The sequence below is a fragment of the Halobaculum sp. P14 genome (assembly GCF_051195155.1).
Taxonomy (GTDB): domain Archaea; phylum Halobacteriota; class Halobacteria; order Halobacteriales; family Haloferacaceae; genus JBNTKA01.
Window position 1 is genome coordinate 39,324 of record NZ_JBNTKB010000005.1, and the last position, 16,596, is coordinate 55,919.

19 protein-coding genes and 1 tRNA gene are annotated in these 16,596 nt (G+C 70.3%); 12 read left to right on the plus strand and 8 right to left on the minus strand.

Annotated features, from left to right (window positions below; translation table 11 throughout):
- Nucleotides 1–26 precede the first annotated feature (26 nt).
- On the plus strand, nucleotides 27–629 hold the full coding sequence (locus tag ACQUS7_RS10475) for a class I SAM-dependent methyltransferase (protein ID WP_435129296.1): 603 nt from the start codon (nucleotides 27–29) through the stop codon (nucleotides 627–629).
- Nucleotides 630–719: 90 nt separating this feature from the next.
- A complete protein-coding gene (locus tag ACQUS7_RS10480; protein WP_435129299.1) occupies nucleotides 720–1,142 on the plus strand; it encodes a DUF3054 domain-containing protein in 423 nt (140 codons plus the stop codon).
- Between the two features lie 329 nt (nucleotides 1,143–1,471).
- Here ACQUS7_RS10480 and ACQUS7_RS10485 read toward each other — a convergent pair whose 3' ends face one another.
- Complete coding sequence (locus ACQUS7_RS10485) at nucleotides 1,472–2,242, minus strand: helix-turn-helix domain-containing protein (protein ID WP_435146857.1); 771 nt, start codon at nucleotides 2,240–2,242, stop codon at nucleotides 1,472–1,474.
- 87 nt (nucleotides 2,243–2,329) lie between these two features.
- Here ACQUS7_RS10485 and ACQUS7_RS10490 point away from each other — a divergent pair, with 87 nt between their 5' ends.
- Nucleotides 2,330–2,659 carry a DUF5785 family protein gene (locus ACQUS7_RS10490; protein WP_435129305.1) on the plus strand — a complete coding sequence of 110 codons (330 nt, stop codon included), beginning with the start codon at nucleotides 2,330–2,332 and terminating at the stop codon, nucleotides 2,657–2,659.
- A 78-nt stretch (nucleotides 2,660–2,737) separates the two neighbouring features.
- On the opposite strand, the gene udk is transcribed toward ACQUS7_RS10490, so the two are convergent.
- Nucleotides 2,738–3,430 (minus strand): uridine kinase, encoded by a 693-nt coding sequence (gene udk / locus ACQUS7_RS10495; protein WP_435129308.1) that lies wholly within the window; start codon nucleotides 3,428–3,430, stop codon nucleotides 2,738–2,740.
- Between the two features lie 218 nt (nucleotides 3,431–3,648).
- On the opposite strand from udk, the gene ACQUS7_RS10500 reads away from it, so the two are divergent.
- The 6 genes from ACQUS7_RS10500 to ACQUS7_RS10525 all read left to right on the plus strand — a co-directional run bounded on the left by ACQUS7_RS10500 (nucleotide 3,649) and on the right by ACQUS7_RS10525 (nucleotide 9,198).
- Nucleotides 3,649–4,965, plus strand: a complete 1,317-nt coding sequence (locus ACQUS7_RS10500; RefSeq protein WP_435146860.1) for an ABC transporter substrate-binding protein — start codon at nucleotides 3,649–3,651, stop codon at nucleotides 4,963–4,965.
- 123 nt (nucleotides 4,966–5,088) lie between these two features.
- Entirely contained in the window at nucleotides 5,089–5,418 is a 330-nt protein-coding gene (locus ACQUS7_RS10505) for a hypothetical protein (protein WP_435146863.1), read from the plus strand.
- Nucleotides 5,419–5,519: 101 nt separating this feature from the next.
- On the plus strand, nucleotides 5,520–6,668 hold the full coding sequence (locus tag ACQUS7_RS10510) for an amidohydrolase family protein (protein ID WP_435146865.1): 1,149 nt from the start codon (nucleotides 5,520–5,522) through the stop codon (nucleotides 6,666–6,668).
- 78 nt (nucleotides 6,669–6,746) lie between these two features.
- Nucleotides 6,747–7,544: an ABC transporter ATP-binding protein gene (locus tag ACQUS7_RS10515; protein ID WP_435146866.1), complete on the plus strand. Its 798-nt coding sequence runs from the start codon at nucleotides 6,747–6,749 to the stop codon at nucleotides 7,542–7,544.
- Nucleotides 7,541–8,974: a hypothetical protein gene (locus tag ACQUS7_RS10520; protein ID WP_435146868.1), complete on the plus strand. Its 1,434-nt coding sequence runs from the start codon at nucleotides 7,541–7,543 to the stop codon at nucleotides 8,972–8,974. Before ACQUS7_RS10515 ends, ACQUS7_RS10520 begins: the two co-directional genes overlap by 4 nt.
- 149 nt (nucleotides 8,975–9,123) lie before the next feature.
- Nucleotides 9,124–9,198 (plus strand) — tRNA-Glu (locus ACQUS7_RS10525).
- A gap of 133 nt (nucleotides 9,199–9,331) precedes the next feature.
- Here ACQUS7_RS10525 and ACQUS7_RS10530 read toward each other — a convergent pair.
- On the minus strand, nucleotides 9,332–9,733 hold the full coding sequence (locus tag ACQUS7_RS10530) for a DUF2267 domain-containing protein (RefSeq protein WP_435129326.1): 402 nt from the start codon (nucleotides 9,731–9,733) through the stop codon (nucleotides 9,332–9,334).
- 272 nt (nucleotides 9,734–10,005) lie between these two features.
- On the opposite strand from ACQUS7_RS10530, the gene ACQUS7_RS10535 reads away from it, so the two are divergent.
- Nucleotides 10,006–10,437: a hypothetical protein gene (locus tag ACQUS7_RS10535; protein ID WP_435146870.1), complete on the plus strand. Its 432-nt coding sequence runs from the start codon at nucleotides 10,006–10,008 to the stop codon at nucleotides 10,435–10,437.
- A 68-nt stretch (nucleotides 10,438–10,505) separates the two neighbouring features.
- Here the strand turns inward: ACQUS7_RS10535 and ACQUS7_RS10540 are convergent, their stop codons facing one another.
- The 3 genes from ACQUS7_RS10540 to ACQUS7_RS10550 all read right to left on the minus strand — a co-directional run bounded on the left by ACQUS7_RS10540 (nucleotide 10,506) and on the right by ACQUS7_RS10550 (nucleotide 13,574).
- Nucleotides 10,506–11,663, minus strand: coding sequence for a sensor histidine kinase (locus tag ACQUS7_RS10540; RefSeq protein WP_435146872.1), 1,158 nt, complete (start codon nucleotides 11,661–11,663; stop codon nucleotides 10,506–10,508).
- A 227-nt stretch (nucleotides 11,664–11,890) separates the two neighbouring features.
- Nucleotides 11,891–12,706, minus strand: a complete 816-nt coding sequence (locus ACQUS7_RS10545) for a cytochrome bc complex cytochrome b subunit (RefSeq protein WP_435146874.1) — start codon at nucleotides 12,704–12,706, stop codon at nucleotides 11,891–11,893.
- A 1-nt stretch (nucleotide 12,707) separates the two neighbouring features.
- The gene (locus ACQUS7_RS10550) at nucleotides 12,708–13,574 is read right to left on the minus strand and encodes a halocyanin domain-containing protein (RefSeq protein ID WP_435146876.1); all 867 of its coding nucleotides are present in this window, start codon (nucleotides 13,572–13,574) and stop codon (nucleotides 12,708–12,710) included.
- Between the two features lie 268 nt (nucleotides 13,575–13,842).
- Between ACQUS7_RS10550 and ACQUS7_RS10555 the strand changes: the two genes are divergently transcribed.
- Both ACQUS7_RS10555 and ACQUS7_RS10560 read left to right on the plus strand, forming a co-directional pair.
- The gene (locus tag ACQUS7_RS10555; RefSeq protein ID WP_435129371.1) at nucleotides 13,843–14,211 is read left to right on the plus strand and encodes a helix-turn-helix domain-containing protein; all 369 of its coding nucleotides are present in this window, start codon (nucleotides 13,843–13,845) and stop codon (nucleotides 14,209–14,211) included.
- A gap of 2 nt (nucleotides 14,212–14,213) precedes the next feature.
- The gene (locus ACQUS7_RS10560) at nucleotides 14,214–14,519 is read left to right on the plus strand and encodes a DUF7521 family protein (RefSeq protein WP_435129374.1); all 306 of its coding nucleotides are present in this window, start codon (nucleotides 14,214–14,216) and stop codon (nucleotides 14,517–14,519) included.
- Nucleotides 14,520–14,620: 101 nt separating this feature from the next.
- On the opposite strand, the gene ACQUS7_RS10565 is transcribed toward ACQUS7_RS10560, so the two are convergent.
- A complete protein-coding gene (locus tag ACQUS7_RS10565) occupies nucleotides 14,621–14,917 on the minus strand; it encodes a DUF7562 family protein (protein ID WP_435129377.1) in 297 nt (98 codons plus the stop codon).
- A 1-nt stretch (nucleotide 14,918) separates the two neighbouring features.
- Nucleotides 14,919–16,577, minus strand: coding sequence for an NADH-quinone oxidoreductase subunit D (locus ACQUS7_RS10570; protein WP_435129380.1), 1,659 nt, complete (start codon nucleotides 16,575–16,577; stop codon nucleotides 14,919–14,921).
- Between the last annotated feature and the right edge of the window lie 19 nt (nucleotides 16,578–16,596).

The following is a 16,596-nucleotide window of genomic DNA, read 5'->3' on the forward strand; positions in this document are numbered from 1 at the left end:
TGTCGCTGCGGCGCGACTCCCCGCCCATGTTCGGCCGCGGCGACGTCCGCTTTTTCGACCGGGTCGCTCCGCTGTACGACGCCGTCATGCCGCCCGCGAGCGCCGACCGGCTCCGCGCCGGCCTCGCGTTCGCGCACCGGCCCGTCGAGCGGGCGGTCGACCTCGGCGGCGGCACCGGCCGAGTCGCGCTCCGGCTCCGCGAACTCGGCGTCGACGCCGCCGTCGTCGACGCGTCGCCCGGGATGCTCCGCCGCGCCCGCGACCGGGGGCTTCCAGCGGTTCGGGCTGACGCCGGCCGCCTCCCGGTCCCTGACCGCGGCGTCGACGCGGTCGTCGTCGCAGACGCGCTCCACCACTTCCCCGACCCGGACGCGGCGCTCCGAGCGGCCGCCCGCGTCGTCGCGCCCGGCGGCGTCGTCGTCGTCCGCGACTTCGACCCGGACACCGCGCCGGGCCGCCTGCTCGCCGCCGGCGAACGGCTGCTCGGCATGGACTCGTCGTTCCGGACCGCCGAGGCCGTCGCCGACGCGCTCACCGACGCCGGCCTCCGCGGCCGCGTCGTCGCCCCCGGATTCGACTACACCGTCGCCGGCGTCAAGCCGACCGAGGACGGCCCCGAATCCGGGTGACTGCGCGTCGCCGAACCGCCCGACGGTGAGCCGCGTCGGCGCGAGTCGAGAACCCGGAGCGTTAAGCGGGTCGGCGCGAACCGGTGAGACATGGCAGCCGCCGAGTTCCTGGAGCAGCGAATCGACCGACGGGCGCTCCCGCTCGCAGTCGGAGACCTGCTGGTCATCGTCGCGTTCATCTACGTCGGAACGGTCACACACGGTGAAACGTCGTTCCCGCCGGCCGGCGCGCAGACGGTCGGGACAGTCCTCGCCGTCGCCGCACCGTTCCTGGTCGGCTGGGTCGTCTGCGCACCGCTCATCGGCGCGTACTCGGCGGGCGCCGCCGAGTCACCGAAGGCGTCGGTGCCGCTGGCGGTCCGGTCGTGGATTCCGGCGGCCGTCGTCGGCCTCGCGCTGCGAGCCACGCCGTGGGTCGGCGGCGGCGTCGCCGTGACCTTCGCGGTCGTGATGCTCGTCGTCGGCTCCGTGTCGCTGGGCGTCTGGCGGTTCGTCGCCGGCCAACTCCGCTGACCCCGGACGAATCAGCCGTTCCTGTCGCTTCTCGGTCTGACTGTTCATCGAGATGCCGCGTCGGGGAGCGCCGCCGAAAAGCGCCCGCGGTACTGTGGGGCGGCGACCCGGAATGCCGGGTCGACCCGAGCCGGGCAGCGACGGGCCCCCTGTGGCCGGGGACCGTCCGCTGCGTCGACCGACGTCAGTGGGCCGCCGCGTCGCGGGCTTCCGGCGGACTCGTTGCTCGTCCGCCGGCGCTTGAATCAACCGGCGGCATCCGGGTAAGCGACCGCCTTCGAGCGTCAACTCGTTTTTCCCGGACCGGTCGAGGATCCGTGAGTCCCCCGTCAGGAGTCCGGTCCCTGACGCCGTTCGTGGTGTTCGACGACGAGGTTCCCGACGCCGCGCCGGAGCCGCTGTGAGACCGCCTGCGTCGACACGTCGAACTCGTCGGCGAGGTCCCGGAGCGCGCAGCCGCGCGGCGTCTCGAAGTACCCGCGGCTGTACGCCTCCCGCAGCGTCGCCCACTGCTTCGACGAGACGACATCGTCGTCGGACCGCCGCTCCCGCGTGACGAGCTTCTCGACCGACAGCGAGGCGTCGCGGTCGGCGGCGGACTCCTGGAACCGCTGGGCGTCGTCGGGGCCGTCGAACCGGACGCGCAGCGACCACGTCCAGTCGTCGAGCGTCGCCTCCAGCACCGCCGCGTTGGTCTCGGCGAGCGCCGAAAGCACGGGGCGCTCCGCGATCCGAGCGGCGTCCGTGTCTCCATCCGCGTCTGTGTCCGCGTCCGGCTCCGCCACCGCCTCCGAATCCGCGTCGCGCTCGGTGTCCGCATCTCCGGTCCAGTCGAACCGATACAGCGTCGTGCCGTCGCTGTCCGCGTCGACCGGGCTGACTCGCGCGGCGGGGAGCAGCGAGTCGAGCGCGTCGGCGACGGACTCGGCGGCCGCAGGGCCCCCGTCTGCGGCGACGGAGGCGTACGGCGGCAGCGGCTGGGCGGCCGGAACGACCGGGTCCAGCGTGAGCGTCACCTCCCTGACGTCGCCCGGCGGCGGGTGGCCGTCAGGGAACAGGAGGCCGCCGCCGGGCAGCCGACAGTCGAGGAACACCGCCATGGACGGACAGACAGGGGAGCGACCGGAAAGCGTGGCGGCCGCAGAGCGAAACGGCTAACAGACCACCCTCACAACCCGGGGACACAGATGAGCAGCCGAGACTGGCCGCACGACCCCGACGGGGAGGAGGGTAGCGAGGGCCGCCGGAAGTACGGACACGCAGTCCTCGTGAAGAAGGTGGACGAGGAGGACGACTTCCCGCTGCGTGCGGGCGACTACCGCGAGGAGTTCGGCGACCACCCGGTGCGACTGGACAGCGACACCGTCGTCTCCGTCGACGACATCTTCCAGCACATCGACGACGACGAGGAGTTCGACGACATCGTCGCGTTCCACAAGCGCGTCGGCACCGCGATGCGGAACCACGACATGTGGACCTACGAGGGAGCGGACCAGTTCACGCGGACGCGCGGCTGACCGGCGCGGTTTCGCGAGCGAGGACTGTTCGGCTGACCGTCATCAGCCGTTCGAGGTACTGAGACTCGACAGCGCCGGCTAGTTCTCCGCGTCGCTGCGGCGGTTCTCGGTGATTCGCTGTTCGAGTTCCGAGCGCTCCCACGTCCGGGCGCCGTCGCCGTTCACTTCGTTCTGCAGTTTCTCTTCGAGGAGGTTCACCGCCATCGAGTTCGCGCCCTCCGGGATGATGAGGTCTGCGTGCTTCTTCGTCGGCTCGATGAACTGCTCGTGCATCGGCTTCACCGTCGAGAGGTACTGGTCGATGACGCCTTCGAGGTCGCGGCCGCGGTCGACGACGTCGCGTTCGATGCGCCGAAGGATGCGGACGTCGGCGTCCGTCTCGACGTACAGCCGCAGGTCCAGCATGTCGTTGATCTCGTCGTCGTACAGCGCCAGAATCCCCTCGACGACGATGACGTCGGTCGGGTCGACCGGCGTCGTCTCCTCCTTCCGGTTGTGAATCTCGAAGTCGTACTGCGGCATCTCGACGCGCTGGCCCGACAGCAGCGCTTCGAGGTGTTCGCGGAGCAGCTCCCACTCGAACGCGTCGGGGTGGTCGTAGTTCACCTGCTGGCGCTCCTCCAAGTCGAGATGCGAGAGGTCCTTGTAGTAGTTGTCCAGCGGGATACGGGTCACCGAGTCCTCCACGTTCTCGGTGATGAGCCGCGACACCGTCGTCTTGCCCGCGCCGGTCCCACCGGCGATGCCGACGACGAACGAGGGATACGTCATCTGCTCGTAGCTGCCGCGCTCCGCGCCTATCAGCGCATCGGACCGCGTCCGCGACCGCGACACGTCTACCCTCTACCGCGACGCGACCGCAACATCACGGCGACGCAGCCAGCCGCAGCATCGCAGTCGGCGGCGCCCGGGGCCACGTGCGTCGCGGGGACGCCGCAAGAGTAGATGCAGTGGTGAGGTTTAAGACCGGGTACGCTAACCCGTACCACATGGCACGTGAAATTCAGCGTCGCGACGTCCTGAAGGGCGTCGGCGGCGTCAGCGCCATCGGACTCGCAGGCTGCATCACCCAGGACAGCGGGGGCGGCTCGACCCCGACCGACGACGGCTCCGGCGAGGGGACGTCGACGGCGACGGACGAACCGAGCGAATCGAAGCGGACCATCAAGCACTCCGTGCTGATGCCGATCACCGGCGACCTCGCGTCGCTCGGGAAGATTATCCGCGACGGCGGCACGCTCCCGGTGAAACAGCTCCGGGCGGCCGGCGACATGCCGGTGAAGTTCGACCAGACCGTCGAGGACACCCAGACCGACCCGCAGGCCGGGATTCAGGCGGCGAACGCGCTCGCCAGCGCCGGCTACCCGTCCGTCACCGGTCCGGCGTCGTCGGGCGTGAATCTGCAGGTGACCCAGCAGGTGCTCATCCCGAACCAGATGGTGGGCTGCTCGCCGTCGTCGACGTCGCCGGCGGTGACGGACCTCCAGGACAACGGCTTCATCTTCCGGACGGCGCCGTCGGACGCGCTGCAGGGGCAGGTGATGGCGCAGGTCGCCTCCGAGAACCTCGGCAACTCCTCGGCGTCGGTCATGTACGTCAACAACGACTACGGCCAGGCGCTCGCGGACTCGTTCGCCACCTCCTTCGAGAACAACCACGGCGGCTCCGTCCAGACGCAGGTGGCGTTCACGAAGGAGAAGTCGAGTTACACGTCGGAGCTGTCGTCTGCGATGAGCGACTCGCCGGACATGCTCGTCGTCATCGGCTACCCGGCGTCGGGCATCCAGATTTTCCGCGACTACTACGCGGACTACAGCGACCAGACCGACATCATGGTGACCGACGGCCTGAAGGACTCCTCGCTGCCGGGCGAGGTCGGCAACGACATGTCGAACGTCTACGGTACCGCGCCGCAGGCGTCCGGGCCGGGCGTCGACGCCTTCAACACGCTGTACCAGGAGGAGTACGGCCGGGCACCCGGCGTGTTCAACTCCCACGCGTACGACGCCTCCGCGGTGTGTCTGCTGGCGAACGCGATGGCCGGCTCGAACGACGGCGCGGCGGTCCGTGACAACATGCGGACCGTCGCGAACCCGAACGACGGCATGAAGGTGACGCCGGCGAACCTGCCGGAGGGCCTCCGCGCCGCCGCGAACGGCGAGTCCGTCTTCTACCAGGGCGCCTCGTCCGCGGTGGACTTCGACCAGAACGGCGACATGAAGGCGGTGACGTACTCGTACTTCAAGTTCAACACGGACGTCGAGGGCAACATCGAAACCCTCGACACCGTCAACTTCAGCAAGTAACGCCGCGCCGCCGGAGTCGACGCCCCGCTTCCGCTTTTTCTGCCCGACCGAGCCCGCAGCGCCCGCTCCGCGACGCCGCACGGACTCGGCGGAGTTATGCGTCGAGTCGACAGACCGACAGGCGTGACTGCGCTGGACCTCCTCTTCGTCGTCCTCGTTGCCCCCGTCGTCGCGCTCGCGGTGGCGCTTCACGCGGCCAGCGGTGCGTCCGCGCGCGCCGCGCTCGCGGTGGGCGTCGGCGTCGGAGCGGTATCCGTCTCAGGGTTCGCCGCGATGCACCTGTTCGGCGACGCGCTCGTCCGGGCGTACCTCCGGCTGCTCAAGCCGTCACCGGTCGTCTCGTCGCCGCTCGAACTCGTGGTCGTCCACCTCGTCGCCGGGTTCGCAGTCGCCGCGTCGGCGGTGGCGGCGTATCTGGTCGGGAGTCGCAGCGGCCGCTTCACGGCCGAGTGACGGAGAGATATCTGTCTCTCAGGGCCGGCGCGCCGCGGCCTGTGTGCTGCCCGGGCCGCCGGGACCCGGACCTTTACGCCGCCGCTCCACCAGCATCGGCTATGCACGTCCTTCGAAACGGAACGGTAGTCGACACCGACGGCGCCCGCGAGGCCGACGTCGCAATCGAAGCCGGTGAAATCGTCGCGGTCGGCGACGTCGGCCGCGGAGACACCGAAACCGACGTCACCGGGCAGTTCGTCGCGCCGGGGCTCGTCGACACGCACGTCCACCTGATGATGGACGGCCGGCCGGACGTCGCCACCGCGCAGTCGGAGTCGCGCTACGACCACGCCTACATCGCGGCGGAGAACCTCCGCGCGGCGGTCGAAGCCGGCGTCACCACGGTCCGCGACCTCGGCGGCCCGGAGTCGATGGCGCTCGACGCCGCCGCCGCGGTCGAAGACGGCCGTATCCCGGGGCCGCGGGTGCTCGCCGCCTGCGAGAACGTCGTGATGACCGGCGGGCACGGCCACTGGTTCGGCCGGGAGGCCGACGGCCCCGACGAGGTCCGGAAGGCGGTCCGCGAACAGCTGAAACGCGGCGCCGACGTCGTCAAGTGCATGGCCACGGGCGGCGTGCTCACCGAGGGCGCCGTCACCGGCGCGCCCGAACTCACTCGCGAGGAGATCGAGGCGCTCGTCGACGCCGCGGCTGCCAAGGGCGTCCCGACGGCGGCGCACGCCCACGGGAAGGAGGGCCTGTTGAACGCCGTCGAGGCCGGCATCTCCAGCATCGAACACGGGACGTTCATGGACCGTGAGGCGGCCGCCGCGATGGCCGACGCCGGGACGTACTGGGTGCCGACCGCCGCCGCGCTCCGCAACATCGTGGAGAACCCCGACGCGGGCATTCCGGAGTCGACGATGGCGAAGGCGCGGGACGCCGCCGAGTCGTTCGACTCGTCGTTCGACCACACCGCCGCCGAGGGCGTCTCGGTGGCGATGGGGACGGACGCCGGCACGCCGTTCAACCACTTCGAGAACATCCCGGACGAGATGGAGTACATGGTCGAAGGCGGCATGAGCGAGCGGGAGGCGCTCGAGGCGGCGACCGTGAACGCCGCCGACCTCTGCGGGCTCGACGACGTCGGCCGCGTCGCAGACGGCTACCGGGCGGACCTCGTCGTGCTCGACGACGACCCGCTGAGCGACGCCGCCGCCTGGCAGGACCCGGTCCACGTGTTCAGCGGCGGCGACCAGGTCGTCTGACCGGCCGAACTCGACGCTCCGAGCAGTTTCGTTTGTCCCGCCCGAACGCTTTACCGCGGCGTCGACGAACCGTGCGGCATGACGGCGATTTCGGCGGACGGCCTCGTGAAGACGTACGGGGAGCTCCGCGCGCTCGACGGCCTCTCCGTCTCCGTCGAGCGCGGCGAGTGCTACGGCTTCCTCGGGCCGAACGGCGCGGGGAAGACGACGACGATACGGGTCCTGACGGGGCAGACGACGCCGGACGACGGGTCCGCGTCGGTGCTCGGCGTCGACCCGGCGGCCGAGCCGGTCGAGGTGCGTCGGCGCGTCGGCGTGCTCCCCGAGCAGGAGTCCCCGCCGAGTTTCCTGACGCCGCGCGAGTACTTCGGGTTCGTCGGCCGCGTCCGCGGCCTCGACGACGACGCGGTCGAGTCGCGCGCCGCGGAGTGGGCCGAGCGGCTCGGGTTCACCGGGAAGCTCGACACGCTCCACACCGACCTCTCGCGGGGGCAACAGCAGAAGGTGATGCTGACGCAGGCGTTCCTCCACGAGCCGGCGCTGGTCGTCATCGACGAGCCGCTCGCGAACCTCGACCCCATCGTTCAGGAGACCGTGAAGTCGGCGCTCGTCGAGTACGCCGACGCCGGCAACGCCGTGTTCGTCTCGACGCACAACATCGAGGTCGCCGCGGACGTCTGCGACCGCGTCGGCATCGTCGCCGACGGCCGCGTCGTCGCCGAGCGCTCGGCGGCCGACGAGGCGTTCACGGCCGACTCGCTGCTCGACGTGTTCCTCGACCGCGTCGGCGCCGCCGACGCCCGCGACGTCCCCGACCTCGGCGGTGCGGGCGCCGAACGGACGGCCGCGGGAGGCGACCGCGGCGGCGACCGATGAGCCGCGGCAGCGGGACGTGGCCGGTGTTCCGCGAACTGGTCCGCGAGGAGTGGCGGCTGCACGCCGAACTGTTCGGCGGCCGACGGTTCGCGCCGTTCCCGGTCGTCGTCGCCGTCCTCACGGCGCTGGCGGTCGGCGGCGCGGCGTTCGGCGGCACCGACGCGGCGACGCTCGTCGTCTCGGTGCACCTGCTGGTGCTCGGCTTCGGCGCGTACACCGGGACCGCCGGCCTCGTCGGCACCGACATGCTGGAGCACGTCCTCGGCGACGTGACGCTGCTGCTGTCGTCCGCACGGGTGCTGCCGGTGTCGCGCCGGCGCCTCCTCGGGCTGTTCCTGCTGAAGGACGAACTGTACTACGCCGGCCTGTTTCTCGCGCCGATGGCGCTCGGGTTCGCGCCGCTCGTCGCCGCCGGGGGGCTGGCCGCGTCGACGCTGCCGGCGCTGTGGCTGTCGTTGACGCTGACGTTCTCGGCCGGGCTGGCGTCGTCGTTCAGCGGCGTCGCGCTCCTCACGCGCGGCGTCCGCGGCCGGTGGCTCGCCGCCGCCGCAGGGCTCGCCGGAGTCGCAGCGTGGCGAGCCGGGCTGCTGCCCGCGGTCGTCGCCGTCGCGGTTCCGATTCGAGCCGGGGTTCCGGCGGCGGTCTCGCTCGCGGTCGCCGCGCTCGTCGTCGGCGCCGCCGCGCTCGCCGTCTACGACCCGACGTATCGGCCGCCGGCGCGGACCGCCGACGACCGGTTCCGGCCGCTGCAGCGCCGCCTCCCGGACCCGCAGGGGCTCGTCGCCAAGTCGGTGCTGGACGTCGCTCGCAGCACCGGCGGCCTCTGGAAGCCCGTGGTCTCCGTCGGGATTCTGCTCGGCGTCGCCGCCGGCCTCGCGGCGCTCTCGGCGGTCATCACCGGGCTGCGCCCGGCGCCGGGCGTCTTCTACGGCGGCATCGTCGGCCTGTCGGCGTTCACGTCGTACAACTGGCTCACCCAGTTCGACGACGTCGAGTCGTACCTCGCGTACCCGGTGTCGGTGGCCGCGCTGTTCCGCGCGAAACGCACGGCGTTCCTCGCGGTCGGCGGTCCGGTCGCGCTGGCCGGCTACGCCGTCGCCGTGGCCGCGACCGGGACGGCGCTCCTCGACGCCGCCGTCGGCGCGGTGCTCGCGGCGGGCCTGTCGCTGTACTTCTTCGGCCTGACGGTGGCGCTCGCCGGCTTCGACCCGAACGCGTTCCTGTTCGACCCGGCGCGGTTCGCCGCGTTCTTCGTCGGCGTCGCGGTGCCGCTCGTCCCGGTGCTGCTCGCCGGGTTCGCCGTCGCCGCCGGCCGGTCGTCGGCGCTGCTCGGCGCCGTCGCGGTCGTGGGCGTCGTCGCCGGCGGCGTCGGGGCGTGGCTCTCCGAGTACGCCGCCCGTCGGTGGACGCGCCACTACGCCGCCGGCTGACGCTCTGAGTCGTCACTCCCCCCGCGGTCGCCCCGACGGTCACCCGCGGTTTCCCGCCTCGCCAACACGCCGCACGGCGATTCCGAAACGACACCGTTTTAATCCGCAGTCGCCTACCCGTGAATGCGCACGACGGACGTGCGACGCACGCTCTGGTGGTGTAGTCCGGCCAATCATATCACCCTCTCACGGTGATGACCAGGGTTCGAATCCCTGCCGGAGCACTTCTTCCGACGCTACTCGACTACTCGCGAACCCGTCGGTTTCGACGAACGGACGACTGACCGGGTAGCGACGGCCGACGGCAAAAGCGTGTTCGCGAGAACCGGTGCGGCGAAACGGTGGCTGCGGGCCGCCCTACCAGGGCGTCTCGTCTTCGTCCAGCGACGTGAACTCGAAGAGGTCCTGGAACTCGTCGGGCAGGCCGTCTTCGACGTCCTCGATTTCGCCTGCCGGGTCGAGGTCGGCGACGAGCGCCGTCACCGCCTTCGCGCGGTAGGCGGCCTCTGACTCCTCGACGTCAGCGCGGTCGGCGACCCGGTTCACGAACTCGTCGTAGCCGAACCGCTGGCCGGAGTCCGCCTCCGTCAGGAACCGGTCGATCTCCATCGGGAGCGGCCCCGCCAGGTCCGCCGCCTCGTCCGTCTGCACGCGCTCGCCGAGGGACGAGAGCACTGCGCGGGTCGTCTTGACCGCCTGCGCCTGCGTTCCGACGTCGATTCGGTGCTGTACTTCGCCGGTGAATTCGCTGTAGTCCATTGTTTCGGGGGAGTTCGGTCGTGTCTGCTGCGCTGTACGGTCGTCGCGGAACCGGCCGGCTGGCTCGGCCGCGGCCGGTCGCGTCGTCAGTCGCTCGTCGTCGTCCACAGGTCGATGCCCAGCGGGCATCGCGTCACCTCGGCCCACTCCCGCGTCCCTGAAAAGCGCTGTCGCCGATTCGTCGCCGACGGCCGCCGAAGTGGGCGACACCCGCCGGGCAGCCTCGGTCACCCGCGCCATTCAAGACCGCTCCGGGTGACCTGCGGACACCCGTGACCCCTCCGCTCGCGCTGTCGGTCGGCTTCGCCGTCGCCGGACTGTTCACCGTCGTGCTGGGTGCCGTGCACGTCGCGATGCCGTGGCTGCTCGACTTCGACGGCGCGATACCGACCGACGGCGAGCCGCTGAAGCCGCTGAATCTGCTGGTGGTGACGTACCAGACGAAGCGCTCGGACGTCCGCGGAGTCGCGCAGATCATGAATCACGCCGTCTCGTACACGCTGCTCACCATCGGCGTCGTCGACCTGTTCGCGGCGACGTGGCTCTCGGCGCCGTTCGCCCCGCTCGTCCTGACGTGGATTTCGGGGTGGTGGTTCCTCCGCGCGGCGACGCAGCGACACATGGGGTCGCGTCCGGGGGACTGGGTCGTCGCCGCCGGCTTCTCGCTGCTCGGGCTGTTCCACCTCGCCGTCGCGCTCCGCTAGCCCGCCGTCGGCCGCTGACCGCTGCCGTCCCGCTCGGCCGTCCGTCCCCAGGGCCGTCGAGGGGTGACTCAGTCGCCGTCGGCGTCGACCGCGGGGAGCGTGAACGAGAACGTCGCGCCCTCGCCGGGCGTCGACTCGACGTCGAGTTCGCCGCCGTGGCGCTCGACGACGCGCTGGCACAGCGCGAGCCCCATCCCCGCCGTCCCGGACTCCGCGTCGCCGGCGTCGACCTGCTCGAACAGTTCGAAGATTCGGTCGTGGTGTTCCGGCGGAATACCGACGCCGTCGTCGCTGACCGAGAACTCCCACCGGTCCCCGGCTCGCTCCGCGCCGACGTGAATCCGCGGCGGGTCGTCGCCGCTGTGCCGGATGGCGTTCGAGACGAGGTTCCTGAACACCTGCGCGAGCTGCTCGGCGTCCGCCTCCACGGTCGGGAGGTCGTCCGACGTGATTTCGGCGTCGGTCTCCTCGGTCCGCAGGCGGAGGTCGTCGAGCACCCCGTCGAGCACCGCGTCGGCGTCGGTCGGTTCCAGCGGCTCCTCGTCGGCGGTGACGCGCGCGTACTCGAGGAGGCTCGTCACCATCGTCTGCATCCGGTCCGCGCCGTCGACCGCGTAGTCGATGAACTCCCGCGCGTCGTCGTCGAGTTCGTCGCCGTAGCGGCGGTCGAGCAGTTCGAGGTAGCTCGACACCATCCGCAGCGGCTCCTGCAGGTCGTGCGAGAGCGCGTACGCGAACCGTTCGAGCCGCTCGTTCGACGCCTCCAGATCCCGGTTCACGTCGGCCAACTGCTCGCTGGCGGTCTCCGCCCGTTCGGCTTCCTGCCAGGCTAACACGTTGTTGTATCCGGCGAGACACCCGGCGAGCGCGCCCGCGGCCGTCGACACGAGCAGCGGGAACTCCGGTTCGGTGACGACGCGCCCCTCGAACACCCGGATGAGCAGCGTCGAACCGATGACGACGAAGAACACGGCGCTCCCGCCGAGACTCCACGCGCAGACGCGCCACCGCTGGTCCGTCGACAGGTCGGACGCCGACAGCCGGCGCCCGGCGTAGACGACGCCGAGCGCGAGAGTGGCGTCCAGAAGCACGGCGGCGAGCGGCCCGACGCTCCGGTGTAAGGCGAGCACCTCGCGCCAGTGGTGGACGGCGGCCGCGAACGCGAGCGCCACGCCCACAGCGACCATGACCGTGCCCGGGTCCGGGAGCCACCGGCTGTCCGTCATGGCTCCGGCTAACGGGGTGACCGGCATAACCGTTGTGCGTATTCCTGACAGTTCGGGAGTGGCCCTCGACTCGTTCGGGTGTCTCCGGGGACGAAACACCGTCGCGCGTCGATTCGGCTCCGGTCTGCAGCCACTCGTGCTCCGTCGTCCACGACGATGGTGCGTGCCCGCCGGGTAGCCACCGACGGGCAGTCGAGTCCGCACCTGCCGAATCCGAACGTACCGGACTACTTCGGCGGTCGGAGCCGGTAGTAGCGACGGTTGAGGTCGTACATGTAGCCTTCGCGCATCGTCTTCAGCGCCGCGTACGCGACGCAGCCGGCGATCGGCGGCACGAGGAACGTCAGGTCGAACAGCAGGTGGACGTCCATCGGCACGAGGTTCTTCGCGGAGTAGACGCTCAGCGTGAAGGCGAACGTGACGCCCGCGACGCCGACGGCGGCCCAGAACGGCTGCTCGACGGGGCGGCGCGCGCTCCCCTTGTTCACGAACGGGACGACGGCGATGGCGCCGACGACGACGAGGTTCGCGAGGACGCCGAACGTGCGGTCCGCCATCAGTTTGGGTCCGTTCAGAATCGCGAGTTCGGGGTTGAGCGGGCCGAGTTTGAGCAGGCCGAACGACCAGTAGAGGTACCAGTCGGGGAGGATGATCGCCGGCGTCACGTTCGGGTTCGCCGGGTCGGCGATGTGCGGCGGCATCGTCGACGCCAAAAACAGGATCATGCCGACGAAGAAGCTCGTCAGCGCGAGGTTCCGCACGATCTCGTGCGGCCACGTCGGGAACGCCAGCACGTCCCGCTCCACGTAGTCGGATTCCCGCCGCAGGTCCTCGTCTTCGCGGCGCGCCCGCTCGAAGTACTCGTACGTCAGCCGGGACAGCCCCTGTGAACGCTCCTTCCGCTCGCGCCACGTCGGAGTCTCGTCGTCCGGCGCCACGATACCCGTTCCGCCGTCCGTCGCGGCTGTGGGCTCAGAGCGGTTTTCCGAGTTGCTCGCGGCGTCGTCGGTCCCGTCGGGTGCCGAGTCGGTGTCCCCGGGCATCCTATTCGACGATGAGGGCGCCTTTCATGCCGAGCGAGCGGTGCGGGCCGCAGGCGTACCGGTACGTCCCCGGTTCGTGGAAGGTGTGGCTGAGGTGAACGCCGGGTTCGGTGAACACCGCGTCGGTCCCGACGTCGTGTTCCGGGAACTGGACGCTGTGCGGGGCTGCCGGCTCGGTCCAGCGCCAGCGGACCGTGGTTCCGGTCGACACCTTCAGGACCGGCGGTGCGAACGCGAACCGGCCGCCGTTCCCGGGCGCCCCGACGCGGATGGTCGCCGCGTCGAAGCCCGTCTCGTCGACGACGGTTCCGTCGAAGTTGCTCGCGTCGACGACCCAGTCGTCGACCGACGGATACCCGGTTTTCGGCGGCTCCCTCACCAGGACGGCGCCTTTCATGCCGTCGGAGCGGTGGGGTTCGGACACGTAGCGGTGCTCGCCCGGTTCGTCGAAGTAGTAGTGGTAGCCGGTTCCGGGCTGGGCGTTCGTCCGGCCGCTGTCGAACGTCCCGTCGAGCGCGACGACGTTGTGCTGGCCGCCGTGGCCCGTCCAGTCCCAGTGGACGACCGTCTCGGGCGGCACCTCGATGACCGGCGGTGCAAACGCCAGTCCGTCGTCGAGCGGTTCGCCGACCGCAATTCGCGGCCGGGACCCGGGACCGTACCGTCTCGGCGTGCCGTCGTAGCCGTTCGCGTCCGCGAGCCAGTCTTCGAGGGGGGTGTCCGTCGCGGCGCCGGAGCGTTCCTGCTCCGTCTCGTTTTCGTCGCTGAACCGCGGCGTCGCGGTCGCGGAGACACAGCCCGCGGCCGCGGTGAGGGTGGCGGCACCGATTCCCTGGAGCGCTCGCCGTCTGGATGGGGACCAGTTCATCACAGGAGGGCGGTGACACGCCGCTTCAAACAAACGACTGGATGCTTTCCAGACCCTGGAAAGCGTCACAGCGTCATTTATATAGTCGGCCCCAGGAACAGACGCGCAGGCAGCGTCCCGCACGGCTGCTCCAGACCACCGATGTCCCCGACAGCCCTCCCCCGTCGAAGCGGTCCGGCGCCCTCCCGGACGAACCGCCGGTTCACCGCGGCGACCATCGCCGCCACGGACAACGGACTCCCGCCGACGACGCGCCGGTGACACACCGATGAGTGAGGACTCCGAAGCTGACACCGCGGTCCAGCCGGTGCTCGAAACGATGGCCGACCCCGACTGCCGGGCGATTCTCGAGACGCTCGACACCGCCAAGAGCGCGAAGGCGGTGGCCGAGGAGTGCGGGCTGGCCCAGACCACGGCGTACCGGAAACTCGAAGCGCTCGCCGACGCCGGCCTCGTCGAGACCGGAACGGAGCTCCGCGCGGACGGACATCACGTCACCACGTATCAGCGCGACGTTCAGGGCGTCATGGTGCTGCTCGCGGAGGACGGCGGCTTCGACTGCGAATTCGTGCGCGAACCGAAACAGCCAGACCAGCGGCTCGCGCAGTTCTGGTCACGCATGAGTGAGGAACTGTGAGCATGTCCGGAAACGTCCCGCTCATCGTCGTCGCCTTCAAGACCGTGACGCTCGTCATCGGCGGCTTCATCACCTACACGGCATCCACCGCCGCCCGCAAAACCGGCTGGAGCGGCCTGAGGTACCTCGCGGTCGGCTTCGGCGTCGTCACGTTCGGCTCGCTGCTCGCCGGCGTCGCAGACCAGGCGCTGCTCGTGAACACCACCGACGCGCTCATCATCGAAAACGCGCTGTCCGCCGTCGGCTTCTCGATCATCGGCTACTCGCTGTACAAAACCCAGCGCTCCGGCGGCGAAGGCGACGACTGAACCGGAAATCCCGCAGTCGCTTCGGGTTCAACCGCGGTGACTCGGGCCGTCAGCAGCCCGGTTGACCGTGGACGGGAGGACCGAGAGTGAACGGGTCTCGGTCAGTCTTCCGTGGGTGGGCCGTCGCCGTCGGTCAGCCGAACGAAGCGGCTGAGGAACTCCGCTGTGGGCACGCGGCCCGCGCCGGCGTCGACGAGCGTCGATTCGAGTCCGGACCGCGGCTGCCGTGAACGCTCCCGGTCGCAGGGCTTACAGAGGTACTCGAACCGCTTGCCGTCTCGCGTGAACCGGTCGCCGTGTTTGTCGTACTCCCGTGCGTCCCCGCGCGGCACAGTCTCCCCGCAGGCGATGCACGTCACGTCATCGGCGTCGTCACGGAACAGTGCCGACCCGCTCATCTCACCGGTCCACCTCCCCCATGATGGTGTCGAGGCTACCGAGCGACGCGATTAGGTCCGGGACGTACTCGCCTTCAGCCATCTCCGGGAGCGCCTGCAAGTTCGAAAAGGACGGGCCGCGAATCTTGAACCGCGCCGGCTCGTCCGTCCCGTCCGACCGGATGTAGATGCCGAGTTCGCCCTTGGCGGCCTCCACGGCAGTGTACACTTCGGCGTCGTCGTCCGGGCGGAGCGTCCGCGGGACGTTCGACTGGATTGTTCGGTCCGCCTCCGGCCAGTCTTCGAGCAGGTCGGCGCACTGCTCGACGATTCTGCCGGACTCTTCGATCTCGCGGAGCCGGACGAGCAGCCGGGCGAAGTTGTCACAGCCGTCTCTCACGGCGACATCCCAGTCGAGTTCGTCGTAGTAGCCGTACGGGTCGTCGCGGCGCAGGTCGTAGTCGATGCCGGAGCCGCGAGCGACCGGCCCGGTGCAGCCGTACGATTTCGCGACCTCCGGCGCGATCTCGCCCGTGTCGACGGTCCGCTTCTGGAACAGTTCGTTCGCCGACAGCAGGTCGTGGAACTCGGCGACGCGTTCGGGGAGGCGGTCGACGAACTCGCGGACGTCGTCGAGCCACTGGTCGCGCGGCTCCGGGAGATCCCAGACGACGCCGCCGAGCCGGAAGTAGTTGAACATGAGCCGCTGGCCGGTCAGGTCCTCCAGCAGGTTCTGGACCTCTTCGCGCTCGCGGATGCCGTACATGAACGTCGCCGTGAAGTCGCCGATGACGTCGAGCGCGTAGGCTGCGACGGCGAGCATGTGCGAGAGAATCCGCGACAGTTCGGCGCTCAGCGTCCGGATGACCTGCGCGTACTCCGGTACCTCGATGTCCGCGAGCGTTTCGGCGGCGCGGGCGTACGCCCACTCGTTCAGCAGCCCGCCGCCGCCCCAATCCCACCGGTCGGGGTACGGCATGATCTGGTGTCGGTACGTGCCCGACTGGCACATCTGCTCTTCACATCGGTGGATGTAGCCGATGTCGGGGGTGACGTCCGCGACGGTTTCGCCGTCGAGGACGGCTTCCAGGTGGAGGACGCCGTGCGTGGCAGGGTGGTGCGGACCGACGTTGATGAGCATCGCGTCGCCGTCGCGCGCGTCGTCAGCGATCGGGTTCGCGTTCTCCGCGAACGGAACGACCTGCGGCCTGTTCTGGTCGTAGTCCAGCGAGAGCGGATGGCCCTGCCACGTCTCCGGGAGGAGGAGCCGTTCGAGGTTCGGGTGGTCCTCGTACTCGATGCCGACGAGGTCGTACGCCTCCCGTTCGTGCCAGTCCGCCGTTCGGAAGACCGGTTCGGCGCTCTCGGAGACCGGGTCGGACTTCGCGGTCGGGACGACGACGCTCACCTCGGTCGTCGGGTCGTCGTACTGTTTCAGGTGGTAGATGGTCTCGTATCGGTCCTCGTACTCCTGCGCCGTGACGCACGAACAGTGGTCGAACCCCGCCTCGTCGCGCAGCGTCCGCAGCGTCTCCTGAACCGCGTCGGGGCGAACCGTCACCGCCGGGGCGTGCACGTGGTCGTCGCGGCCGACGGCGACCTGTTCGAGGAGGTCGTCGAGCGTCGCCTCGAGGGACTCGGTCTGCGGCGGCTGCGTCTCGCGGTGGTGCTGTGAGCTCATAGTCGGCGTCTCTCCTCAG